General features: G+C 47.2%; 20 protein-coding genes and 1 pseudogene. 4 read left to right on the top strand and 17 right to left on the bottom strand.

All coding sequences use genetic code 11. The features are described from left to right. Positions 1-60 precede the first annotated feature (60 nt). The 14 genes from CIL02_RS05035 to CIL02_RS05100 all read right to left on the bottom strand — a co-directional run bounded on the left by CIL02_RS05035 (position 61) and on the right by CIL02_RS05100 (position 14,170). On the bottom strand, positions 61-1,065 hold the full coding sequence (locus CIL02_RS05035; protein WP_094399565.1) for a hypothetical protein: 1,005 nt from the start codon (positions 1,063-1,065) through the stop codon (positions 61-63). A gap of 297 nt (positions 1,066-1,362) precedes the next feature. Further along, complete coding sequence (locus tag CIL02_RS05040) at positions 1,363-2,460, bottom strand: ImmA/IrrE family metallo-endopeptidase (protein WP_158215501.1); 1,098 nt, start codon at positions 2,458-2,460, stop codon at positions 1,363-1,365. Beyond that, positions 2,444-2,767: a hypothetical protein gene (locus CIL02_RS05045; RefSeq protein ID WP_094399569.1), complete on the bottom strand. Its 324-nt coding sequence runs from the start codon at positions 2,765-2,767 to the stop codon at positions 2,444-2,446. Before CIL02_RS05045 ends, CIL02_RS05040 begins: the two co-directional genes overlap by 17 nt. A 120-nt stretch (positions 2,768-2,887) precedes the next feature. After that, a complete protein-coding gene (locus CIL02_RS05050; protein WP_094399571.1) occupies positions 2,888-3,820 on the bottom strand; it encodes a toprim domain-containing protein in 933 nt (310 codons plus the stop codon). A 199-nt stretch (positions 3,821-4,019) separates the two neighbouring features. Further along, the gene (locus CIL02_RS05055) at positions 4,020-5,126 is read right to left on the bottom strand and encodes an AAA family ATPase (protein WP_170935018.1); all 1,107 of its coding nucleotides are present in this window, start codon (positions 5,124-5,126) and stop codon (positions 4,020-4,022) included. 2 nt (positions 5,127-5,128) lie between these two features. Continuing rightward, positions 5,129-5,470, bottom strand: coding sequence for an AlpA family transcriptional regulator (locus CIL02_RS05060; RefSeq protein WP_094399575.1), 342 nt, complete (start codon positions 5,468-5,470; stop codon positions 5,129-5,131). Positions 5,471-5,516: 46 nt separating this feature from the next. Then, positions 5,517-5,885 (bottom strand): helix-turn-helix domain-containing protein, encoded by a 369-nt coding sequence (locus CIL02_RS05065; protein ID WP_094399577.1) that lies wholly within the window; start codon positions 5,883-5,885, stop codon positions 5,517-5,519. A gap of 135 nt (positions 5,886-6,020) precedes the next feature. Continuing rightward, positions 6,021-6,749, bottom strand: coding sequence for a hypothetical protein (locus CIL02_RS05070; RefSeq protein WP_094399578.1), 729 nt, complete (start codon positions 6,747-6,749; stop codon positions 6,021-6,023). 239 nt (positions 6,750-6,988) lie between these two features. Continuing rightward, positions 6,989-8,236, bottom strand: a complete 1,248-nt coding sequence (locus CIL02_RS05075; RefSeq protein ID WP_094399580.1) for a site-specific integrase — start codon at positions 8,234-8,236, stop codon at positions 6,989-6,991. Continuing rightward, positions 8,233-8,799, bottom strand: a complete 567-nt coding sequence (locus CIL02_RS05080) for a helix-turn-helix domain-containing protein (RefSeq protein WP_094399582.1) — start codon at positions 8,797-8,799, stop codon at positions 8,233-8,235. Before CIL02_RS05080 ends, CIL02_RS05075 begins: the two co-directional genes overlap by 4 nt. A gap of 214 nt (positions 8,800-9,013) precedes the next feature. After that, positions 9,014-10,936: a molecular chaperone DnaK gene (dnaK, locus tag CIL02_RS05085; protein ID WP_094399639.1), complete on the bottom strand. Its 1,923-nt coding sequence runs from the start codon at positions 10,934-10,936 to the stop codon at positions 9,014-9,016. Positions 10,937-11,227: 291 nt separating this feature from the next. Beyond that, positions 11,228-12,256, bottom strand: a complete 1,029-nt coding sequence (gene recA, locus CIL02_RS05090) for a recombinase RecA (RefSeq protein WP_094399584.1) — start codon at positions 12,254-12,256, stop codon at positions 11,228-11,230. Positions 12,257-12,283: 27 nt separating this feature from the next. After that, on the bottom strand, positions 12,284-13,522 hold the full coding sequence (locus CIL02_RS05095) for a saccharopine dehydrogenase family protein (RefSeq protein ID WP_094399586.1): 1,239 nt from the start codon (positions 13,520-13,522) through the stop codon (positions 12,284-12,286). 33 nt (positions 13,523-13,555) lie between these two features. Next, the gene (locus tag CIL02_RS05100) at positions 13,556-14,170 is read right to left on the bottom strand and encodes a DUF6621 family protein (protein ID WP_094399588.1); all 615 of its coding nucleotides are present in this window, start codon (positions 14,168-14,170) and stop codon (positions 13,556-13,558) included. A 189-nt stretch (positions 14,171-14,359) separates the two neighbouring features. Between CIL02_RS05100 and rhaD the strand changes: the two genes are divergently transcribed. Next, positions 14,360-15,169, top strand: coding sequence for a rhamnulose-1-phosphate aldolase (gene rhaD, locus CIL02_RS05105; protein WP_094399590.1), 810 nt, complete (start codon positions 14,360-14,362; stop codon positions 15,167-15,169). 72 nt (positions 15,170-15,241) lie between these two features. On the opposite strand, the gene CIL02_RS05110 is transcribed toward rhaD, so the two are convergent. Next, the gene (locus CIL02_RS05110; protein WP_094399592.1) at positions 15,242-16,471 is read right to left on the bottom strand and encodes an ISAzo13 family transposase; all 1,230 of its coding nucleotides are present in this window, start codon (positions 16,469-16,471) and stop codon (positions 15,242-15,244) included. Positions 16,472-16,697: 226 nt separating this feature from the next. On the opposite strand from CIL02_RS05110, the gene CIL02_RS05115 reads away from it, so the two are divergent. Then, positions 16,698-17,912, top strand: coding sequence for a hypothetical protein (locus tag CIL02_RS05115; RefSeq protein WP_094399594.1), 1,215 nt, complete (start codon positions 16,698-16,700; stop codon positions 17,910-17,912). A gap of 656 nt (positions 17,913-18,568) precedes the next feature. Here the strand turns inward: CIL02_RS05115 and xerA are convergent. Next, on the bottom strand, positions 18,569-19,555 hold the full coding sequence (xerA, locus tag CIL02_RS05120) for a site-specific tyrosine recombinase/integron integrase (protein ID WP_094399596.1): 987 nt from the start codon (positions 19,553-19,555) through the stop codon (positions 18,569-18,571). A gap of 59 nt (positions 19,556-19,614) precedes the next feature. Further along, positions 19,615-19,905: pseudogene (locus tag CIL02_RS15995) on the bottom strand (Fic family protein); the annotation flags it as partial. Here CIL02_RS15995 and CIL02_RS16655 point away from each other — a divergent pair. Both CIL02_RS16655 and CIL02_RS05130 read left to right on the top strand, forming a co-directional pair. Then, complete coding sequence (locus CIL02_RS16655; RefSeq protein WP_240513523.1) at positions 19,864-20,154, top strand: hypothetical protein; 291 nt, start codon at positions 19,864-19,866, stop codon at positions 20,152-20,154. The pseudogene CIL02_RS15995 and the gene CIL02_RS16655 sit on opposite strands and share 42 nt — an antisense overlap. A gap of 179 nt (positions 20,155-20,333) precedes the next feature. After that, a complete protein-coding gene (locus CIL02_RS05130; protein WP_094399600.1) occupies positions 20,334-22,658 on the top strand; it encodes a glycoside hydrolase family 2 TIM barrel-domain containing protein in 2,325 nt (774 codons plus the stop codon). The last annotated feature ends 30 nt before the right edge of the window (positions 22,659-22,688 follow it).

A 22,688-nucleotide genomic window follows, 5' to 3' on the forward strand; every position in this document is an offset into this window, starting at 1 on the left:
CCTTCCGATAAAGAAGAGCTTGTAAAGAGGGTGGATGAGAAAATGTGGATGGCTATATGGTCAGATGCTTCCCATGCGAGAAGCCTTGATGCTCATTCCCATCCATTTTTGTTCACTGATTATTCGTTCTACTTCTTTTTCCACTCTCGGATCATCATCCTCTCTCAACGAAAGGACAAGGGAAAGGCGGTCAACCCATTGGCTTTTGTCGCCCATTTTGCTGACAACAGGGTATTTCCATACCTCTATGATATAGTTGCCGTCATAGATGTTGGGATTCTCCATGATATCAGCCGACTTGACGGCACGGTATTCCTTGCTCGTCATCATCATCATCTGTTCCCGGTCGGGATTGAGCATGGAATAATGTGCCAGGGCATTGATGCCGCATACGGGGTATTCCGCATCCAAGCGTATGTCATCGCAAAAGATGCGGTTCTCCACAGGTGACAGCAAGACGTTCTGAGCCTTGTCCCACAGTTCCTTGCCCTTCAGCTCGAAGTGTACTACCTTGCTGCGCTGTCCGTTCTGAATCTTTTGACACAGTCCTACATCTTCAAGACAGGTGACACCCAACGTGACGCTTTCGTAGGAGTATGGAAGCAAAGGCGCAATGTCTCTTGGCGACATTCCTTCGAGACTGCCGACCTGCAGGTGATAGAGCAGGAGGTATTGCGCCACAGGGGTCAATACCTCGGCAATCTTCCTGTTGCTTGTCTTCTCCAATGCTATGATGCCTGGCAAGTGGGCATATTCCTCGGACATGACAAAGAATACCCCCTTGTCCGCCAGTCTGTGTCGCTCATAGGTGGGGCCGGGCGCAAGGATGAACACCGCAGGCATTCCCAGGGCTTCGGTCAACCGCTTGCCCGTGATGGCGCAAGTCCGTGGAGAGGGATTGCCTTTCTTGGGCTCAACGAACAGCAGGGGCGTGCCTTGGTATGTGCCGTCATAGAAACGGTATGAGAGTTTCTCGCCAACCGTGATGCCTTTCAGGCTTTCCTTGGCACGAGGTTCCACCTCAAAGCGTCTGCCCAATATCCTTATTTCTTTTTTCAATTCCATTCTGCTACATTTTAACAATACATTAAAACGATGCAAAAATAAGGATAATAATTGAGAATCAGTCATGTTTTAGCGAAAAAGTGCATATTTGATATGTAATATCAATGCATTTGAGCCGTTTTTGCACCAAATGATGGTGTTTTCATCTGTTTCTTGCCATTCCACTGCTGTTTGTTTCTTCCTCATCAGATAGCCAATTCTCATAAACCAAACTCTAAGGGCACAAAAAAGCCCTTCCAATAAGGAAGAGCTTATGCTATTGGTTAGGCTGATGCCTATATTCCTATGTTCGTTATGCTAACCGATTCTTCTGCTTTCGTCAGAGCGGAACTTGTACATTCCTGTCTCGTATGAAATCCTGCCTAATACAATCCACTTGTTCAGGCCTTTCTCTATAGCCCATTGGGTATATTTGCGCTGTATCATCGCAGGATTTACCCTTACCCTCGGGGCGTTCTTCCATTCTTCGTTTGGAATGAGGGCATTGGCAGCAAAGGCATTGGCTTCTTTTTCCTCTGCACTCTCGTAGTCATAATCCGGGATGCTGAGCTTACAGTCGCTTCGGCTGCCATCAAGATAATGCAGATAGATATGTCCGACCTCGTGCATCAGTGCGAAAGCGAAATTGTCTATGCGGTCGTATCTCCTCGTCAATATGATATGCGGTGTACCGTCTTCTATGAAGGAATATCCATCAACGGAAGCCTTGTCCACCTTTTCTTCGATACAGAAGGCTATTCCCTCAGCAGCCAATAGCTCTTTTACAGTATGCACCGTGGAGCGATTGTCATGCAAGGCTCTTGCCAATGCACCTGTCACTTCATTTCTTCTTTCCGGACTGAATGGTTGCTCAACCTTTTGTTCTTTGGCTTTCAATTCAGCCAAGAGTTTCCATGTCATCAGCATACGAGGGTCTTGACCAGTCTTTGCCGACTTCCTGAACATGCCGGATGTCTCCAGTCTCAACTCGGCAGGCTGGGGCAGACAAAGGGTCTCGGCGATATACTGCATCTGTTGGACCGCTGTAGTCAGTTCTTTTCCGATGCGCTTGAACAAGGTCTTGACATCAAAGATTTCGTTATACAGACTGAGGGCATTTTGCGCTTCAAACTCTTCAACGCCTCTCTGCTCTATCACCTTTATGTCATATTCATATTGGGTTTGCATGTTTACCAACGATACGGCTGAGATGCCGAGAACGCCTTCTATCTTGTCTGCTATGGGCTTTGTAATAGGCCTCTTGCCTTTTATCAGCTCATTCAGATGTGACTTTTGCATACCAATCATGACTGCAAAGTCCTTTTGGGAGATTTCTCTGTCTTCCAATTCATACCTCAGAATGGTACCCGGATGGGTTGCCGTCCAAGGGGTCTTGCTTTCATTTCTTGTTGCCATAGTGGTCATCATTTAATTCTATTAACGTTATTTCCAATCCTGTCTCTGTTTCTCGGAACAGCAGCCGCTCAACTCTATTGTTGAATATCCTGACAGAGCTTAAGGATATATGTCTCAGTTGCTCGTAGTGAAGAAAACTGTAATCCCTCAATTTGGAGACATGCTCCACTGATTTCATCAGGTTGTATATATCAGTCAGCTTCTTCACAAATTTCTTGTCACGAGCGATTCTTTTATATTTTCCTGTATTCACTCCATACAATATGAGTTCACGCAGGTCATCGTCCAATATTTCAACTTTAATCATGCATTCTGCATCTATTTTTGGTGCAAAGTTAATAAATAATTCCCATTAAACGGGAACTTTCTTGATATTTCTCTTCAAATGCGCATATATTTTTGATAAATTAACGCATTAAAATGGTTTTCATGACTTATTTGAGTCATAATCCAACTTTTTTTCTTCATTGATTATTCGTTTCTTCCTCATCAAGTAGTCGTTGACATCCTTGTAGTCGGCATATCTGAAGGACTCGTCCGTCACCCGGTACTCGAACATATTGGTGATGCTCTCAGCTGTCTTGCGTCCTGCCTGGTCGTTGTCGAGGAAGCAGTGGATGTGGGTGTAACGGTCAAGGTATTGCAACGCTCGTTTGAGGTTGGCCACTGAGTTCAGTATCATATAGTCACATGGGTTTTCAATGATAAACCATCTATCTTGCTGTTTGACGAGGGTCATATACGCAAGGAAATCCATGAATCCCTCAAAGACCAGACACCCATTCTGCCACTCTTTGAAAATATGGGCAAGCAGGGTGATGTTTTTATGCCCGATGCAGCCCTTGAAATAAGGATTGCGCACCTCGTATCCTTCACTCAGGTTGCCAAAGGCGATACCATAATAATGTTTCTGTTCGACCTTGTAGTGAATTTCCCTGCAATACATCTTACCGATGGTGATATCAATCTTTCGGCTACTGAAATATGACAGCAATGAATGATTTTGCAGCGGAAGCAGCTGTACGTCATTCATCTTGGTTGTGGTGAATTCCTTTGCTGCGATGGCGGTCTCTATCGCCTTATCCACTGTGGCAATATCCTTGGACGCAAGGAATGCGAGGGCATCGGAAACGGAGTGTTTGTTATACATGCGCTTTACCAGCTCCACGAGGTCACCTCCTTCCTGTATGGCATAGTCGTACCACAGGTTCTCCTTCTTGCTAACCTTGAACGAGGCTGTCTTCTCGTTCCTGAAGGGTGACAGATACCAGTAGGCATTACCCTTCTTCTTTTTCAGCGTTACATTCTCCTTGTCCAGGAAGTCTATAATGCTCAGTTTCTTCGATTGTTCAATATTCATTGTATTTCATTTGTTCGGTTTCACTTTGTCCATGGAAACAGTTTACTTTACCCTTTCTTCTATATAGGCACACCCGTAAACTAAACCTTTTGCTAAACTACTTTTCCGCTTTGCAATTCAACCTCCGGTTTCGGTTTACTTTGGCCTTATTTCTTATATATAGGCACGGACGTAAACTAAACTGCTTTCTGAACTGTTTTTATTCCTCTTCATGGAAAAGGTCAATCTCCGCAGGAGTATATCCGAAATAGTAGTAATTATCCCGCTTCACGATGAGTTTTTTCTCGTTCATCAGGTATTTCAGCATTTTGATGATGACGCTTCTGCCACGCTTAAAGCCGATGTCTGCATAGGCTTGCGTTAATTCCTCCACCATGCGATCGAATCCTTTGATAGGTTTCTCCTTGAATGCAGCCGTCAGCGCCTCGTTATGCTGTTCAGATGTCAAGTCTTGGTAAGTAAACCTTGACGGTTGCTTGTCAACGTTTTCCTTCTCAGGCGTGTGCTCGACAATCTCTGGCAACCCTTCCTCATTGACGGTAAAGGCAAAGGGCTTGAACTCCTTCTCACGGATGTGCATAGCCTTCACCTCACTGATATCGGGATTAGTGGTGCTCTTGGTGATGACAAGCACCGTCTCTGCCTTGTTGTTCATCTCTGTACCGATATGCCCGCGCACGTTGTTGTCACCCTTGTTCTGATGCAATACGCAATGGATATGCAGGTCATACTTTGATGACCATTCCATCATCTTGTTGATGACCTCGACCGATTCTCCCGCATTGTTGATGTCAAGAAGCAAATCCCTTATTCCGTCGATGATGACCAGGCCATAGCTTTGGTCTTGGGCAAGGGCATAGTCTATGACCTCTATCCTGACGGAGGGCGTGTACTCCCTCAGACAGATAAAGTCAAGGTTCTCATTGTCGATGCTTGTAGGCAGGCCGGCGAGTTTTAGGATGCGCTCCAGCACGTTGTGACAGTGATAACGGCTCTGCTCGGTATCTACATACAGTATCTTGCGCTTTCCCTCTGGCAGACTGGCGCGATAGTTCAGTACCTTGCCGTTGGCGAGTGATGCAGCCACCAAGGCAGACACGTTGAAGGTCTTTTTCGCCTTTGCCTTGCCAGTGGATGCACTGAAGTTGCCCAATGTGGCTATGCTGGAATTATCCACCCATATAATCTGAGGAGGCGTTTTATAAGTATCTGTTGCCTTTATCAACGATTCGCTCAATATACGATTGAGACGCTGCACTCCTTCCTCTTTTGAGTTAGGCTGTGCATGTTTATTATTTTCTTCCATTTTCATTCTTTCGGATTATCCATTTCTATTTTCGTTACCATTCCAATGACCTCTTGTTTGTTTTGGAGCAGCCACTTGTCGATTTCTTCTCTATTAAAATACAGCATTTTTCCCCTTGGCTTATAGTGGGGGACTTCTTTTGCTGCTGTAAGTTTGTATAGCAGGCTTTCAGAAACACCAATATACTTACATGCTTCGTCAAACCCCAACACGGTTTTGGTCTGCTTGACCATCTTCTCCAATTCCTCAATTCGCTCTATTAGTTTGTCAACAGGTCCCAAAGCCTCCAAACTATCTTCTATGGCGACTATTCGCTCATAGAGTCTATAGTACTTTTCGTTCATAAGACACATACCTTAATTTATATAATAGTTTACGGATAGGAGATGGTTATAATAGCCGTCTATTCTTTCTTTGTACAGATGAAACGTATTCCTCTGCTTCTCTTTGAATCTCATTCTTCGATTTGCCTTTTACTCCTTGAAGCCATTCGTCTATCTCAGATTTGAGAAACATAATACGTTTGCCTCTCTTGTGAAACGGAATTTCCCGACTGCTTGTCCAGCAATATATGGTATGCTCTACTGGGTGTGTTGGGAGATAAGCACATAATTCAGCAACTGTAAACCATGTTTCTTCTTTCTCTGATTGAACAAGTTCATATATACCATCAATCTTGTCTTCTAATGATGACAGCTTTTTCAGTACCCCCGTTATAGCATTGGGAATATCCTCAAATCTTATACTTTTTTCTTCCATGCTGTTTGTTTTTTATGATTTTTTTGATGCAAAGTTATGTGGAGACTGTCACTAAATAGAAAAAGTAACGTGATAGTAAGGCAGTATCAACCAAACTATCACGTTTTTACTTTCATATAGCCGGATTATGACGGTTTATTCCGCTCTCAACATCTGTTCGACTGATCTGCAGATGGCATATTGACTTGCTGTCATAGTGCTGTTCCTTCTTACCCTTGAAAGAGAAGAGGAAAGACAGCTTGATGTAATGTACTTCTCTGTTCCATCCTTTTGAATCCTGTTCAAGAAGCGACCTCCTCCCATGACATATTGCCAATTATTGTTTATCATGTGATATTGAGCCATGGCATCAAACAGTATGGCGACATTGCGTACGTTTTTGACGCGGACAGATACACCTACGTTGCATTTAAGGAGACTACATAACACGCTACGCACGTCACTCTCGTCTGCAAGATCGAAGATATCGTGACTCTGCACAAGCTCTACCAGCAAATCCATCTGACTGTCTGACAATTGGCATCCTAACGTGAGGGTGGAAGACTTCTTGTCTGGAACAACCCACATACCAGCACCCGCATGGCGCAGATATAGTTCGATGATTTCTTGCTGGGTGAAATCATCCTTTTCCTTGATTATCGCCACACATTTCTTGTCCCTAAATAATGTGCCAATAATGCCAAGCATCATCTGTCGCGAGTTCTTACAACGAGCAAAATCACAGTCTACATAATTGTGACCACGCTCAAATAGTTCCATGAAGCACTCTGTCTTCAAATGATTCTTTTCGGCTTGAAGATACCAGCTTCTTGCGATTACAAACAACTCATACAGTTCCCTGTAGAAGTCATCAACACACTCCACATGTCTGTGGACACGCTTGCTCTCTTCAAAAAGAGAGAAGCCAATAAAGGCTGTCCATTTTCATTTTTACTACTTGTTTATTGCTATAAATGTTTGGTTTCCACAAAAGGTTAAAGTGCCAAAACAATAGCGTCATTGTATCGAATGACGAAAATGAAAGGCACTAAAAACCACCTGTACAATAAAGAACTTATTGATACAAGTGGTCTTCTATACTAAGTGTTTACAAATGATAATCACTATTCATCTATGTCCAACTTAAATGCTTCAGTAGCTTCGTCTTTCTTCTTATCTATTACTTTTGCGTAGATTTGCGTAGTCTTTACATTGGTATGTCCCAACATTTTGCTTACGGTATATATGTCCGTGCCATTAGCCAGTTGTAACGTTGCATAGGTGTGGCGGAAGCAATGAAAGGTGATGTGCTTGGTAATCCCTGATGCTTTTACCCATCGCTCCAAAGGCTTCGAAATCCATGAGGGATCTGGAAGCCCAGCAAACACCAACAGTTCTCCGTCTTTCTTGCGCTCTCCACAAAGCTTGTATGCCTGTGCCGATATAGGCATGTACTCAACGCCCTTGGTCTTCTGCTGAGTGAAATTAAGACGGTACCCACCATTGTATTCTTCCACCTCAGACCATTTAAGCTTTTGTATATCGCTATGTCGCATTCCCGTCAGTGCAGAGAACAAGGCTGCCCGTTTTAGTATATCATCACACGGAGTCTTTGCCAAAATATTAAGTTCTTCCAGTGACAGATACTCTCTCCGAGCACTCTGAAACATGATATTCTTAGCCTTGGCGGCAATATCACAATTCAGATAGCCATCCACAAAGGCTTGTTTGAGTGCTGCCTTGAAAATGGAGAAGTACGTCGATGCCGTATTCCTTGAAATAGTCCCTTTCTTAGAACCACCCTGTGGAGCCTTTATCAAGAAGGAGCGGAATGCCTCGATATACTTCATGTCAATCTGCGAGAACTGTATGTAGTCGCTCTTGGCAAACATCGACAACAGTGTGTGCAGTCTGCGCCAGTTGATAACTATCGATTCTGACGCTGTTTCCTCTCTTTCTTTGATTAGCTTCTCAATATACTCCAAGACATTGCATTTTGAGCGTTCGCTTTGTTCCGCCATTTCCAATTGCTGGTCAGTAAAGAGAGCCATGTTGTCGTACTCTTTTTGACGCAGGACTCGAACGCCATCCGCATAAAGGCAAGTTTCCATATCCTGCTTGGATTTACACTGAATAACACCGTTGTCATCTCGCTTGGGCTTATACTTTATTCTACCAGCAACAGCTCGCTCGCTACGTCTTTTATCCCATATCGGAGTAGTAATAGACCTCCTGAGATATTCACGCACTCGTTTGGGTTTGTCACTTCCCGTCTCATAAACAGGATAAGCTTCAAGATAGATGAACCACTCATCTCTCCACTCACTTTTCTTTAATTTGACGGAGACTTTTGTATAATCTAATCTTTTCATAATGGTTTTATATCTTTATAAAGTTTGTCTATTGATTCCTTATGAGCATACACGTAATTACCGATTTGCCGGGTCGGTATTGAGTATTTGCGTATATGTGCGTACACGGTGCTATCATCCAGATGAAATTTCTTGGATATCTCACCTATTGTATAACAATCCTCTGGTTCCATGCGGTACATGATGACAGGTTTCCTTGGGTTGGTGTCAAGCGGAGATTGGCGAAGTGGGTATAACTTCATCAATTCCGTTTTGCTGACCTTGATTTTGGCTCCTTTACGCTTAATAGATGAGATTCGGTTCAGTTTTATTAGCCGATAAATGGAATCTCGGCTTATACCAAACAAAGCATACGCTTCTGTTATTGTGATATAATCCCTATAATTGGGAATACTCTTGGCTATGCTGTCTAATTCCAACTGACGCTGTTCCTCATCATGCTTGCGTTTCCAAGCTACTTTGGAACATTTTGGCGAGCAATACCAAGACTCCAAAGTCCGTGCGAAGAATTCTTCTCCGCATATAGGACACTTCCGCACTATCTTATACTTTGATCCAGGCATACTAATATCTCTATGTTATTGTTACTAATTATCTTGAGCCCCATAGTTTCGCACATTATCTACTATAGTTTCGAGATACAAATGAGGTACAGATGTTTATAATAATAACGCAAAGATAGCAATATTATTGTGTACGGCCAAAAACAAGAAAAGCGTGTAACTCATTGAGCTACACGCTTTCCATTTGATATTGTATTCTTATTTCTCTATGTGCTTATTTCACCTCCTCGAAGTCTGCGTCCTGGATATTGTCAGAGTTGTTGGTCTGCTGACCACCAGCCTGCTGTCCGTCGTTGAAGCCTGCGCCGGCACCTGGCTGTGCTCCGCCAGCCTGTCCGTACATCTGTGCGCTTGCTGCCTGCATAACCTGGTTGAGGTTGTTGATGGCATTGTCGATGGCGGTGATGTCGGCAGCCTTGTGGGCATCCTTGAGCTGCTGGAGTGCTGACTCTATGGCTGGCTTCTGGTCTGCTGGAATCTTGTCACCATTGTCCTTCAGGAAATTCTCTGTAGTGAATATCATGCTGTCAGCCTGGTTCATCTTGTCAACACGCTCGCGCTCAGCCTTGTCGGCAGCGGCATTAGCCTCAGCCTCAGCCTTCATGCGGTCAATCTCCTCCTGGCTCAGACCACTTGATGCCTCGATGCGTATCTTCTGCTCCTTGCCTGTAGCCTTGTCCTTTGCGCTCACGTTGAGGATACCGTTGGCATCGATATCGAATGTCACCTCAATCTGTGGAACGCCACGGCGTGCTGGTGCTATACCCTCAAGGTTGAACTGTCCGATGCTCTTGTTCTGTGCAGCCATAGGACGCTCGCCCTGAAGCACGTGGATAGTAACGGCAGTCTGATTATCGACAGCAGTAGAGAACGTCTCGCTCTTCTTGCATGGGATTGTGGTGTTAGCCTCGATGAGCTTTGTCATTACACCGCCCATGGTCTCGATACCGAGTGTAAGAGGGGTTACGTCAAGGAGCACGATGTCGCCTACTCCACCCTCCTTGTTGAGGATGGCACCCTGGATGCAGGCACCTACAGCAACCACCTCGTCAGGATTTACTCCCTTTGAAGGCTCCTTGCCGAAGTAGTTCTTCACGAGAGTCTGCACGGCTGGTATACGGCTTGATCCACCAACGAGGATAACCTCATCAATCTCGGATGTCTGCAACTTGGCATCGCGCATAGCGTTCTGGCAAGGAACGAGACATGCCTGGATAAGTCCGTGGGCAAGCTGCTCGAACTGCGAGCGTGTAAGAGTCTTTACCAAGTGCTTTGGCATACCACCCTCTGCGCTGATGTAAGGGAGATTGATTTCAGTAGAGGTAGAAGAAGAAAGTTCGATCTTTGCCTTCTCGGCAGCCTCCTTCAGACGCTGCATGGCCATTGGGTCCTTTGTGAGGTCTATACCCTCATCGGCCTTGAAGCCGTTTACGAGCCAGTCTATTATCACCTGGTCGAAATCGTCACCACCAAGGTGGGTATCACCATTTGTTGCAAGAACCTCGAACACACCACCGCCGAACTCAAGGATAGAGATATCGAAGGTACCTCCACCAAGGTCGAACACGGCAATCTTCATGTCCTTATGAGCCTTGTCCACACCATAGGCAAGAGCTGCGGCTGTAGGCTCGTTTACGATACGCTGTACATTCAGACCTGCAATCTGTCCAGCCTCCTTGGTAGCCTGACGCTGAGAGTCAGAGAAGTATGCAGGTACCGTGATAACAGCATCGGTAACCTCCTGTCCAAGGTAGTCCTCGGCGGTCTTCTTCATCTTCTGGAGAATCATTGCAGAAATTTCCTGAGGAGTGTAAGGATGAGCAGAGCCGTCAATCTGAACCTTCGGATAGCCGTTGTCGTTGATGACGCTGAACGGCACGCGCTCAGCCTCTTTCTGGCTCTGCGCATAGGTCTCGCCCATGAAACGCTTGATAGAGTAAACTGTATTTTTCGGGTTTGTGATGGCCTGACGCTTTGCGGGGTCACCAATTTTCCTTTCTCCGTCTTTTACGAAGCCCACAACCGAAGGAGTTGTACGCTTGCCTTCGCTGTTGGCGATTACCACTGGCTCGTTGCCCTCGAAAACGGCAACACAGCTGTTTGTAGTACCTAAGTCAATTCCAATAATCTTTCCCATAGTTATATTCTTTTTATTTGTTATATACATTATTAAATATACTGCACGCACTACACATGCACGCCGATTATTGTACAAAGGATGTGCCAAAGGGCGAAGGGAAGCGTCAAAGGCATGCTCATGGTGACAAAATGTCACGACTGTCAGTTTTGAGCCATATATCTATATGACAAACAGACAAAAAAAAGAAGAGGGAAGAGTGAAGAATCCTATAGTTTTATAGTTTGCGTTTGCTGCAACTTTGCCAATGGACTCTTCACACTTCCCTCTTCACTCTTCACTCATTTCTCCTCACTCAGCCTTTTTGGCAATGGCCTCCTTGATAAGAGCTTCCAGTTCCTCGCACAGTTCCGGGTTATCCCTAAGCATCTGCTTTGTGCCGTCTCTTCCTTGCGCCAGCTTTGTTCCGTTGTAGCTGAACCATGAGCCAGACTTCTGTATGATGCCATACTCCACGCCAAGGTCGAGTATCTCTCCAATCTTGGAAATACCCTCGCCGAACATTATCTCGAACTCAGCCTTGCGGAAAGGAGGGGCCACCTTGTTCTTTATGACCTTCACACGCACTTGATTGCCTATAACCTGGTCTCCATCCTTGATGGCCGTAACCTTGCGGATGTCAAGTCGGACGCTGGCATAGAACTTCAGTGCATTGCCGCCGGTTGTTGTCTCCGGATTGCCGAACATCACGCCAATTTTCTCACGCAGCTGGTTTATGAAGATGCACGTGGTATTGGTCTTTGATATTGTCGAGGTAAGCTTTCGCAGAGCCTGACTCATGAGCCTGGCCTGCAGTCCCACAGCCGAGTCGCCCATATCTCCCTCAATCTCCTTCTTTGGTGTTAGGGCAGCCACCGAGTCGATAACTATTATGTCGATTGCGCTCGACCGTATCAGCTGGTCGGCAATCTCAAGAGCCTGCTCGCCATTGTCAGGCTGCGATATCCACAGGTTCTCGACATCCACTCCAAGCTTGGCTGCATAGAAGCGGTCGAAGGCGTGCTCGGCATCTATGAATGCCGCTATGCCTCCAGCCTTCTGAGCCTCAGCGATGGCATGAATGGCTAGGGTAGTCTTACCGGAAGACTCTGGGCCGTAGATTTCTATAATCCTGCCTTTGGGATATCCGCCCACTCCGAGCGCCACATCCAGTCCGAGGCTGCCAGTAGGTATCACCTCAACATCCTCTACCTGCTCGTCTCCCATGCGCATGATGGAACCCTTGCCGAAGTCTTTCTCTATTTTAGACATTGCTGCCTGCAGGGCCTTCAGCTTACCCTCCTGTATTGCTTTCTGTGTGTCGTCAGTTTCTTTAGCCATTGTTGTGTAGTCTTATAAGGTTGGAAATTACAGTTCCAGGTCACCGTCGAACACCTCGTGCCATGGCAGTCCCTGCTTGTTGAGCTGCTCCATGAATGGGTCTGGGTCGAAGTCCTCTACATTCCATACGCCAGGCTTCCTCCATAATCCCTTGAGGAACATCATGGCACCAATCATTGCCGGGACACCCGTCGTATAGCTTACTCCCTGCATGCCCGTCTCCTTGTATGCCTCCTGGTGTGAGCAGTTGTTATATATATAATATGTGCGTTCCTTGCCGTCTTTCTTTCCTCTGATGCGGCATCCGATAGATGTCTCGCCCTCATAATTCTCACCGAGGTCCTGCGGGTTAGGCAACACAGCCTTGAGGAACTGCAACGGCACAATCCTTACCTTGGCAGTCTTGCCCGAGCCATCGGCCAGCGGTGCCTCATACTCTATTTCATCAATGCGGCTCATGCCGAGGTTCTGTATCACATCGAGATAGGTGAGATACTGTTGTCCGAAGGTCATCCAGAAGCGTGCCTGCCTAATGGTGGGATAGTTCTTTACCAGACTCTCCAGCTCCTCATGGTGCATGAGATAGCTCTCGCGCGGGCCGATGTTAGGATAAGTCAGAGCCTTGTGTATTTCGAGCGGCTCAGTCTCTATCCACTCTCCGTCCTTGTAGTAGAGTCCCTTCTGTGTAATCTCACGTATGTTTATCTCCGGATTGAAGTTGGTTGCGAAAGCCTTGTGGTGGTTGCCGGCGTTGCAGTCGACGATGTCGAGATACTCAATCTCGTCGAAGTGGTGCTTGGCAGCCCATGCCGTATATACTCCGCTTACTCCCGGGTCGAAGCCGCAGCCCAGGATGGCAGTCAGTCCAGCCTGCTCAAATCTGTCCTTGTATGCCCACTGCCACGAGTACTCGAAGTGAGCCTCATCCTTGGGCTCGTAGTTGGCCGTATCAAGATAGTTGCATCCGCAAGCCAGGCAGGCATCCATGATGGTAAGGTCCTGATAAGGCAATGCGAGGTTTATGACCAGTTCGGGCTTGTAGTCGTTGAACAGAGCCTTGAGCTGCTCAACATCGTCAGCATCAACCTGTGCCGTCTTGATGTCAGCCTTATATCCCTTTGCCTTGATGGCCTCTACCAGCTCATCACATTTCTGCTTCCTGCGGCTGGCAATCATGAACTCTGTGAAGACGTCCGCATTCTGGACAATCTTGAATGCCGCTACTGTGGCCACGCCACCGGCACCAATCATTAATACTTTGCTCATTTGTTTCAAAATTATTTATTCTTATTGTTTTCTTCACTTTATCTCGTCGGCCCTTATTCCGAGCGCGCTCATTAGTGAGTAGCCGAGAATTTCCTGTCTGAAGTTTCCTCCTTGCATTGGCTGCATGGCGAAGAGAGTGACCCGTTTCTTTTCATCATCAACCTTCCTCAGCTCATTGCGCAAGGCGTCATACAGTTCCGGACTGTCAGCATTCGGAACCACCATGACTCTTTTGACAGGCTCCTGTGCCAGTACGGCCCTCACAAGGTCGAGTATGAAGTCGCCCTTGCTCACCAGCGGTTCCTCAACAGGCAGAGGAGTAATGACAAACTCTCCCAGCTGCTCGTCCTTGAACGCCGTAGAGGACAGTTCCCTGTCATAATGGCAAGGCTTGAAATTCGCCATCTCACTGCTGTTCTTGTCGTGAGCCAATATCAGCTGCGTCTCGTTGTCGCCAGGCCTTAGCCCTCCGTCAAGAGCCATGCACACAGCCCATTGGCTGAGGTCTGCCGGGGGAATGCGCCTGCCTATCATCCTCTCAAAGTTTACGATAAGGTCGAAAGCGACATTGCCCACATAGTCAGCATCGGCTATGATGACATTCTCACTCCACTTCACCTCAGATGTATTAATATTTTCTTCCAACATTAAACTATCAACATTAATCTTTCACATTGAACATTAAACATTCAACATAACAGGTGCAAAGATAACATTAAAATTGAAATATTGCAAAAAAGTTGGAAACAATATCAAATATTATAGTTGCCATATGCAAACAAATCATTATCTTTGCACAAGCTTACAACTACTAAACTTACAAAACAAAGAAACAATATGAAAAGTATTTTGGAAGGCCGCCCGGCCCTGAGAGCCGAGGTGGAGAAGACAGCCGAAGTGGCAGGTTATCTATGGCAGAACGGATGGGCAGAGCGTAACGGCGGCAACATCACGGTAAACATCACCGACCTTGTCGATGACGAAGTGAAAGCCATGCCCGCCATCAGCGAGGTCAAGCAGATTGGAGTCACCCTACCCTACCTGAAAGGATGCTACTTCTACTGCAAGGGTACCGGCAAGCGCATGCGCGACCTTGCACGCAAGCCTATGGAGAACGGTTCCGTCATCCGCATCCTTGACGACTGCGCCAGCTATGTCATCATCGCAGACAATGTTGTAAACCCCACAAGCGAGCTGCCAAGCCACCTGTCTGTCCACAACCGCATGATAGAGAAAGGCTCTAACTACCGCGCCACGGTACACACCCACCCTATAGAGCTTATTGCCATGAGCCACACCAAGAAGTTTATGGGCAAGGATGTGCTGACCAACATCCTGTGGAGCATGATACCCGAGACCAAGGCTTTCTGTCCATTAGGACTGGGCATCGTACCCTACGAGCTGCCAGGCAGCGTGAAGCTTGCCGATGCCACGATGGCAGAATTGGAGAACTACGATGTGGTGATGTGGGAGAAGCACGGAGTGTTCGCTAAGGGACTCGACGCCATGGATGCCTTCGACCAGATTGACGTGCTCTCCAAGAGTGCGAAGATATACATCAATGCCAAATGCATGGGCTTCGAGCCCGACGGCATGACACAGGAGCAGATGCACGAGATGACAGTGGCATTCAACTTGCCAAGATAAAACATCTGTCATAGTCCACAAATACGGCTACACCAGTGATAAGGTTAAGTAATGTGTAAAAAATAAGTTGCATCAGTTGTCCGGTTTGACGAGGTAGTTCCACTTACCGAGTTCCGGAGCGAAGACAACCTGCCTGGCAAGCCTCTTCTGGTACGATTCATCAATCGGTCGCTTGATGTCATAGTTTTTCGAGTTAATGTGAACATGCACCTTCAATCCCTTCTTCGTGGTGGTCATCGCGGCCCGGTTGGCAGCATTCTGCAAGTTCAGCAGTGGCGCGCCGTTCCAACTGCGGGTGATTTGCGAGAAAATCCGGTGCTCGATGGGATTGAACTTGGAACAATACGGAGGATAATGAACCATAAGAAGTCTGATACCCAGTTTGTTGGCAAGGTCCATAAGATCTTGCTTGACGATTCTGTGCGAGGAGGAGTTGGATCCTACGCCATCACACAGGATAACGAGGGTACAAGCATTTGGGTATTGCTCCTTGAGATGTTCTCTCCAGACTCTCGCGATGTTGTCACAGACGAACTTGGACGTGTCATGGCTAATGCCCAGCGTCATATAACCCACATTTCTGGTCACATCGTAGATGCCGTGCGGAACAATCTGGCCGTCAGAGAACGTGGAGAAGTCATGGTCAAGGGACTTGAGTGGTCCGTTGCACAGTGCCTTTCCCTCCCGTTTGAAGTTCCCGAGCATCTCCTTCTTCTTGGTGTCAATGCTGATGATGGGAAGTCCAACCGCCTTGGCTTCTTCGCGGATGGAAGAGATACGCTGGAACTGTTCATCTCGGCTCTTGACCTCCTTCATGGGAAGGTCCTTATAGAAGGAACGTTCCCTAAGACCAAGGGAGTCAAGGATTTGACGGACGAAGTGGCGGGAGATATCGTACCCGATAGCAGAGAGTTCGCTCATGATTTGAGTAACTCTCAAGGATATCCACACCACATTCTCATCCTGGGGAAGCCCTGCTGTATGCGGTTCGATGATTTGCACGACGGCTTGTGTCCACTCGGGATGCTGGGGAAGCACGCTCTTACGGCCAGCACCCGCTCTGCGAATACGGCCGTCACCAGGCCCCTCTCCGGAGAGAAGTTCCTGTCTTCCATTTTGAAGAGTATGTGTGCTTGTTCCCATAATTTTACTAACTTTGCGGTAGCTGAGCCCTTGAGCCTTGAGGTCGGAGGCCTTGGTGGCCTTGGTGGCCAGGAACCATCTTCTGTCTCTTTCGTTCAGCGTGGACATATACGCCAAATCTTCTGGCGAGAGGATTTCAGGAGGGGCTTTCGTAAGCATCTTTATACTTCTTGGTCGTTGTATAAAGTTACGAAAGATTCTCCAGATTTCCTATACTATATCATTAACAATCAACATATTAAATCAAATTTTCATCGCTTTTTCGGAGGCCTTTTTCAAGGTGGTTTTTCAACCGTTCTCAACGGTATGTTACACTCGCAAATGGCCGCATAGGTGAGCCTCCAAAATGAAGCAGTTTATTTTTGAACAATTACTTAGCTACATTATGGATTACAGAAGCATAATAGAGATAATAGGAGCAGTGGCAAGTCTGTTTGCCATTTTTGGCGGCTTGTTTGTGGCAAAGCGATATGCGCACCACATCTGGCGCCGCAACGGCAAGTATCTTAACGAATACACTCGCCACAGTTTTTTCTATCCACTGTCGTTTGCAAAACATATTCTTCGCCACAATGTGTCAAAACCCCTCGGCGACAGCCAGTTTATCGACTATTCATCGGCTCTCGAAAAGGATTACTACTCGCACGATGTGGCAACAGTGCGCGTGAAGATAGGCAAATCGGTTTCCGAACTCCGACTGCCCTATAAGGAGATAATCGACTACATTAAGCACCCCGACACAACCACCCAAATAGCGGGCGGACGCATCGACAGCCGTTTCGACCTCGGCGAACACTACACAGCTCTCACTCAAGATAATTTCGACGAATTTCTTAAATCACGCCCAAATACCGTAGATGGTCCGGCACTGCGCATGCAGTCGCTCACCCATAACGGCGACGGCAACTATCGCTGCGTGCTTCAGCGCGCCGGCTATTTCGACCAAGTGCGCACCAATCTCACTATAGATATGCCCATAGGCCTCGGTTCCTCTATGCGCACCGAGGATTTGGCGCCCGACAAACAACTCCGACCGCTGCAAGAGTCGATTCTCGCCAACACCATAGGCGTTTCTGCCATTTGGGTTACGTCCTTGCGCAAGGGCGACCGCCGTTCTCGCCACCAGGTGTTTCTACGCCCGCGCCGCAAGCAGACCGGCGTGTACTACGACCTTCTCGGCACCGTTAGCGGCGTGGTCGAAGCCCCTGAAGGCGACGTTTTTCCTTGCAACAAACTCGAAGAATATGCCAAAAGCGAGATTCTTCGTGAGTTTTATCAAGAAACCGGCTACAATCTCTATCTCGATAGCCGGCAGATGCCCGAATCGGTTGTGGAAGTGGTGCCATTGATGTTTGTGCGCGAACTCATAAGAGGCGGCAAACCGCAATTTTTCTTCCTTATTGTTACTCCCGAAATTTCAGAGAGTCAGTTGACGCCGTTCTTCAAAAAGTCGTATAACGGCACCGAAGAATTTCGCAGCGCCATCGACTCGCGTATGTTCAACTACAGCCTCTCGCCCGAAACCCAGACAAACCTCATCTACGCCCTGCGCTACATACAGCGCAACCACCACCTCAATTTCATCGACCTTAATGACTAATCAGCCCAAGCAGAAAACCGAGCGGCAACATTGCGAATATCTGTGCCAAAAGAGCTGTTGTGCAAAAATCACCCCACTTCGTCAATACGCCAGCCAAATTTTGATTTATCGGCCTGTCGTGCTATGGAGACAAACTTCATTTGTTCAGACATTGGAGGGACAATGACCTTAATGCTTTGGATGTGTTTCAGGTTTAATCCACCTCTTCCATCAACATCTCCAGACATTGAGCGCAATTCTTTATATCAGTCCCTCAGATTATGAAATAGATATTCATAATTCACTTCCTCATTTGGAACAATAGCACATAAAGATTGATTCGTGCAAAGTTCTATATCATTGATGGCGACCGTTTCTCGTGTTTCCCCTGTCCTGCAAGAGCTACAACGATGGAATGAATTGGAACCATTTTAGTACTACAGCCATCATAACCTTGTTGTGTAATCTTTGCGTCTGTATCTTGCACTCTCCCTTTATGTACCTCACCAGAACTCATCCAAGGAACATTACCTTTATCCCAGTAAGACGGAATCTTCGTACAGGGGTTGCGCCAGCAAAACATTCAGCAAAATCGCCAACCTTTTTAATATCGTAGGATTTTGGATTATTATCCACACTCCCAAACATCTCGATAAATCGCGACTGTACTTCCATAGTTATCCAAGGTATTTGCGGTGAGACAATTTGACATTATTCTGGTTCACCATGGCGTACTGCAAGGTGGTATCGAGGCTTTGATGGCCGAGCAGGTGTTGTACTTGTTCTATAGGCATACCCTTGTCTATGGCCATTGTAGCCAACGTTCTACGGAACTTATGAGGATGAACCTTGGGTATGTTAAGTTGACGGCCAAGATTACGAAGCCGTATCTCAACACCGCTTATTTGTAAACGTTTTGAGGGAGCCAACAACGAAACAAAGAGTGCCTCATTGTTGTCTGTTCGTTCAGAAAGGTATCTGGAAAGGTGAATCTTGGTACGTGCATCAAAATACACCCTTCTCTGCTTGTCACCCTTGCCGGTTACTATACACTCCCTGTTTTGGAAGTCTATATCCTTTCTGTTGAGCTTGACAAGTTCTCCCACACGCATACCTGTGGAGGCAAGCAGGTCTATGAGTGCAAGGTCACGGCTATTACCGGCATGATCTCGCATCATCTCCAAGGCTTCATCCGAGTATGTTTCTTTGACTGTTTTTCCTGTGTTGACCTTATGAATGCGTCGCACAGGACTCTTTACAATGTAGTTCTCGTCTTCAAGCCAGGCAAAGAAACTCGACAGGATGCGTCTTATGTTGTCAACTGTAACTTTGCTTGCATTACTCTCTTGCTGATAGGTATTGAGGTAATTGCGCAGGGCATCCGTCGTGACATGCGAAATCTTTTTACCGATACTATCAAGAGAGTTGTTAATGGTGCTTCGATAATAAGCAATAGTCTTTTCACTGCATCCCTCTACGCTTTTAGACGAAAGGAATGACTTTACAAGTTCAGAATTGCTCTCTGCTGTTGTTGAGTCGCTGTTTTCGGTCACGCTAACATTGCGGAAGGTAAATTCAAGTACCTTTCGCAACTGGCTTAGCTGCTCATTGTTCAAAGTATTGAGCATAGCCTGTTCTATTTCATTAATTAAATTGTCAATCATACCTTTTTATGCTTTGGTTATTTAATTAACGTGAGACCGTATGGCTATCACGCCTAATTTTATTCCTCTTGCTCGTAATAGTATGAATAGTCGATGCCTTTCATAAATGTCTCTCTATCGTCTATCTGGTCGGTAAGGGCTTGATGCAGCAGTTCTCGTATCTTGTTGCCATCCATCTCGCTTTCTATCATGGCATTGAGATAGTCGCTCTTACCAATCTTGCTCCAGTCAATGCAGAGGGCGAGTCTTTTCTTCAGCATAAGGTCAAGCCAGATACGCGCAGAACGACCATTGCCTTCTATGAATGGATGAGCCATATTCATTTCTATATACTTGTACACAATCCCATCGAGCACCGGCTTTTCTCGCAAATCACCCGCAGTTGGAACGGCGCGCCACTGCTGAACTTGCAGAATGCTGCCAACCGGGCCGCGATGGCCACCACGAAGAAGGGATTGAAGGTGCATGTTCACATTAAGTCGAAAAACTATGACATCAAGCGACCGATTGATGAATCGTACCAGAAGAGGCTTGCCAGGCAGGTTGTCTTCGCTCCGGAACTCGGTAAGTGGTACTACCTCGTCAAACCGGACAACTGATGCAACTTATTTTTTACACATTACATAACCTTATCAGCAAAGAAGCCAACATAAACAGGCCATGCAGCAATAAACGTTCATCACTTGAGATGCCTGATGAGCCTTTTTTATTCTGACAGGCTTTGTAATTCGGGGAAATTATGTAAATTTGCCAAAGACAAACTAAAGACCATTTACTTATGAGCACCTTACAAAAAAGTCTATTTCTGTTGGCAGCCATGCTGCTTCCCCTTTTAGTATCATCACGCAACACTCCGAGGAAGCAGCTGATAGACAACGGATGGACATTCAATGACAAAGAAACCGTAAACCTGCCGCACGATTGGAGCGCGCAGTTGCCCATTGACCGCAATGCACCCGCCGGCAACGACGGAGGCTACTATCCAACGGGAACAGGAATATACAAGAAGACCATCAACCTAAACAACGACTACAAAGGCCGCAAGCTGTGGCTGTATTTCGAGGGAGTATATCAGGACTCCGAGGTAAAGGTCAACGGGATAGTTGCAGGCGGACATCCATACGGCTATTCGTCTTTCTGGTGCGACATAACAGAACTCGTCCGTACAGGCAACAATGAGATTGTGGTGAAGGCCGACAACTCCAGGCAGAAAAACTGCCGATGGTACAGCGGCTCCGGCATATACCGTCACGTATGGCTCGTAACAACAGACCTTGTGCACATCGACATGTGGGGAACGGCAATTACTACTCCCGACAGGAATACCGTCGTGGTGACAACAGATGTTTGCAACGAAACAGACGTCGACAAGGAGGTGGAGGTGACGACAACTCTGTCTGACGGCACCTGCGGGAAGCAGACCGTAGTGATACCGGCCAAAGGCAAGAGACAAGTGGTTGAGACTCTGAGTGTGGACAATCCCCGTCTGTGGTCGCCATCATCTCCAGAGCTGTATACAGCTACCGTAAGCCTGTCAACAGGCGACTCTGTTACAGAGACCTTCGGAATACGTACCATTGAATATTCTGCCGACAAGGGACTGCTGCTCAATGGCAATCCTCTGCTGCTCAACGGTGGATGTGTACATCACGACAACGGCATCCTCGGTGCCGCAGCCTTCGACAAGGCGGAGATAAGGAAGGTAAAACTGATGAAGGCGGCCGGATATAATGCCGTACGCACATCGCACAACCCTCCGTCGGAATGCTTCCTCCATGCCTGCGACAGCCTCGGCCTGCTGGTCATAGACGAGGCTTTCGACGGATGGAGAGAGAAGAAGAACGACGAGGACTACCACAAGCTCTTCGACAAGTGGTACGACAAGGACATTGAGGCCATGGTACGCCGTGACCGCAACCACCCGTCTATATTCTGCTGGAGCATAGGCAACGAGGTGATTGAACGGAAGAAGATTGAAGTGGTCACCACTGCCCACCGTCTGCGTCAGGCTGTCCACAAATGGGACACTACCAGACCCGTGACTTCCGCACTGGCAGCATGGGATGACGACTGGGAGATATACGATCCGCTGGCTGCAGAGATGGACATCACGGGCTACAACTACCTTATCCACAAAGCCGCTACCGACCACCAAAGGGTGCCATCGAGAGTGATGATGCAGACAGAGTCATATCCCCGTGACGCCTTCAGCAACTGGGCAGCCTCCACAGACCATATATATATAATAGGTGATTTCGTATGGACAGCCATCGACTACCTCGGCGAGTCGGGCATAGGCCGTTACTGGTACGAGGGTGATCCTGTTGGCGAGCATTGGGAGCGTCCGCTCTATCCCTGGCATGCCGCCTACTGTGGGGATATCGACTTAACGGGCCGCCTGAAGCCCATAGGCCACTACCGCAACATGCTGTGGAACGGCAACCATAAACTGTTCATGGCCGTACGTGAGCCCCACGGATATGCAGGCAAGGGAAAGATAACGGCAGGCATGTGGGCCGTACATCCCACATGGGAGAGCTGGAACTGGGAAGGATGGGAAGGCCGCGACATAGACGTGGTGGTCTATTCACGTTACCCGTCGGTAAGGCTGTACCTCGACGACCGCCTCATCGGTGAGAAGTCCACTGACAGGTCATCGGAATTCAAGGCCGTCTTTACCATCCCATATACAGCCGGAACCCTTAAGGCTGCAGGCATAGCCGACGGAGTGGAGCAAGAGGCAACCGTCCTCGCCACAGCCTCAGAGCCTTATGCCATACGGATGACTGCCGACACACGGTCGATAAAAGCCGGCTGTCAGGACATCTCCTTCGTCAGGGTTGAGGTCATTGACAGGCAAGGCCGACCCGTACCCAATGCCAGCAACCTCATATCATTCTCCATAAAGGGAGCAGGAACCATACAAGCCATAGGCAATGCCGACATCACCGACACCACCCCGTTCACATCCCACAGTTGGAAAGCATGGAAGGGAGAGCTGCTGGTAGCACTAAGGAGCGGAGACAAAGCCGGCACCATCACGCTCAACGCAACAGCAAAAGGACTAAGGGGATGCTCACAGCGGATAAAGGTTACGAAATAAAATGAAATAGCCAGACACCATACCTGATAT

The organism is Prevotella sp. P3-122 (genome assembly GCF_002251365.1).
GTDB lineage: Bacteria > Bacteroidota > Bacteroidia > Bacteroidales > Bacteroidaceae > Prevotella.